Annotated in this window: 1 protein-coding gene and 1 pseudogene; both read left to right on the top strand. The window is 73.9% G+C overall.

The annotated features are described in order from the left end of the window. Window positions 1-565, top strand: a pseudogene (locus tag LCE31_RS38845) (hypothetical protein); the annotation flags it as partial. Window positions 566-902: 337 nt separating this feature from the next. Beyond that, window positions 903-2,360 carry a N,N-dimethylformamidase beta subunit family domain-containing protein gene (locus tag LCE31_RS38840; protein ID WP_225022944.1) on the top strand — a complete coding sequence of 486 codons (1,458 nt, stop codon included), beginning with the start codon at window positions 903-905 and terminating at the stop codon, window positions 2,358-2,360. Window positions 2,361-2,449: the final 89 nt, after the last annotated feature.

Below are 2,449 nucleotides of genomic sequence, written 5' to 3'. Positions count from 1 at the left end.
CACCAGGAGCACGGCCAACGCCCCCGCCAACAGCCGAACCAACGCCCCCACCGGGAGTGCGGCCAACGCCCCCGCCAACAGCCGAACCGACGCCCCCGCCAGGAGCACGGCCGACGCCTCCGCCGACAGCCGGGCCGACGCCCCCGTCGAGGCCTTCGCGGACAGCGCCGCGGACGCGCTCGCCGCCTGTATCGGCGCCGAACTCGCCCGTGAGGCCGCCGCGTCGGCCGCCTCGCACGTGGAGAGCCCCGGAGGCCCCGGGGGCGCCCGCTCGGCGCGGGCCACCGACTCCCTGCCGCTCGTGCCGCTCCAGCCGCCCAGGACCGGCCGGGACCTGCTCGCCGACCACGTCGCCGCGATGGTCTGCTGCTCCGCCGTCGACACGGCCGGCGCGCATCCCGGTCTCGACTGGCTCGACGGCCCCACGCTGCTCGTGCGGGGCGAGAAGCACGCCGACCTCAGCGGCCCCGTGCACAGCCTCGTCGAGGACGGCGACCCCGGGCCGCTGCGGTCCTGGCTCGTGTCACTCGGCGTGCGGCCGGACAAACCCGTACGGCTCGTATGAGCGCGGACGCGGCGGACGCGGCGGACGCGTCCCTCCGGGGTGAACCCCGCGCGGCACGGTGACGCGCGGGGCCGCGACGTCACTCCCCGACGGGTCGGTGCCGCGCCCGAACTGCCTTCCCAGCAGCCCCAATCGACTCAACAGGCAACAAGTCCCCCAACTCTCGCCGCAACAGCCGCTTCCGGCCGCGTCAATTAGCGACGATCGGTGACGAGGCGCGTGCTTTATGTGATGTGCTGGGGATCGGCGCCGGGAGCCGGCGTCCGACACTCGTGACACCGACGCGCCCGCGGTCCCCCAGCACCGCGGGCCGGGCGGCTCGAAGAAGGGGCGCACGATGGGGGCGGATCACATCCGGCGATGGGAGTCCGGCGCACTCGCGCACGCGGTCACCGACCCCTTCGGCCAGGGCCCGCTGCCCTGGCTGCGCGGCAGCGAGAACTACTTCGGCGACACCGGGCAGGTCGTCCCCTGGTACGCGGACCCGGAGTTGGGCCGTGCCCGCGGCGGCCCGAGGACCGCCGACGACGTGCGCCGCCAGATCAAGGGCTTCGTCTCCAGCGGCGCCGTCGCGCCGGGCGAGGCGCTGGACTTCCATGTGACGGTCGACCCGCCGCAGGAGTTCTCGGTCGACATCTACCGCATCGGCCACTACAACGGCGAAGGCGCCCGCAAGATCATCACGAGCCCCCGGCTCGCCGGTATCGTCCAGCCCCCGCCGATGACCGCGGACCGCACCGTCTCCTGCCACCACTGGTGGCTGTCCTGGCGGCTGCAAGTGCCCTCGTACTGGTCGATCGGCGCCTACGTCGCCGTCCTGACGACCGTCGACGGCTACCGCTCCCACGTTCCCTTCACCGTCCGCGACCACCACCCCGCCGACCTGCTCCTCCTGCTTCCCGACCTGACCTGGCAGGCGTACAACCTCTACCCCGAGGACGGCAGGACGGGGGCGAGCCTCTACCACGCCTGGGACGAGCAGGGCAGACTCCTCGGAGAGCAGGACGCGGCGGTCACGGTGTCGTTCGACCGCCCCTACGCGGGCGCCGGACTGCCGCTGCACGTCGGGCACGCGTACGACTTCATCCGCTGGGCCGAGCGGTACGGCTACGACCTCGCGTACGCCGACACCCGGGACCTGCACGCGGGCCGCGTCGATCCCTCGCGCTACCGCGGTCTGGTCTTCCCCGGCCACGACGAGTACTGGTCCGTCCCGATGCGCCGCACCGTGGAACGGGCCCGCGACATCGGCACCTCCCTCGTCTTCCTCTCCGCCAACTCGATGTACTGGCAGGTGGAGTTGGGCCCGTCGGCCTCCGGCGTGCCGGACCGGCTGCTGACCTGCCGCAAACGGCACGGCCCCGGAAAGCCGTCCCTGTGGCGGGAGGTGGACGTCGCGGAGCAGCAGATCATCGGCATCCAGTACGCCGGGCGGGTGCCCGAACCGCACCCGCTCGTCGTGCGGAACGTCGACCACTGGCTGTGGGAGGCTTCCGGTGCCGTCGAGGGCGACCGGATCGACGGCCTCGTGGCGGGCGAGGCCGACCGCTACTTCCCGCGGGCCCCGCTGCCGGACCACGACGACCGCATTCTGCTCGCCCACTCGCCCTACCGCGACAGCGAGCAGGCACCGCGGCACCAGGAGACATCCCTCTACCGCGCGCCGTCCGGCGCGCTGGTGTTCGCCTCCGGGACGTTCGCCTGGTCGCCGGCGCTGGACCGGCCGGGCCATGTCGACCCGCGCATCCAGCGCGCCACGGCCAACCTGCTCGACCGCATCTGCAAACGGGACTGAGCCGGCCGCGGTGGCCGCCCGCCTCCGACCACGCGCCCGCCGCCCGGCCCACGTCCCGGCCGCCCGAGACGGCCGCCTCAACGGCCTCG

The sequence above is a fragment of the Streptomyces sp. 8L genome (genome assembly GCF_020176795.1).
Lineage (GTDB): Bacteria > Actinomycetota > Actinomycetes > Streptomycetales > Streptomycetaceae > Streptomyces.
This window is presented reverse-complemented; position numbering and strand designations above follow the sequence as displayed.

Coding starts and splice junctions, on each gene's coding strand:
- LCE31_RS38840 (WP_225022944.1), top strand. CDS start 903: ATGGGGGCGGATCACATCCGGCGATGGGAGTCCGGCGCACTCGCGCAC.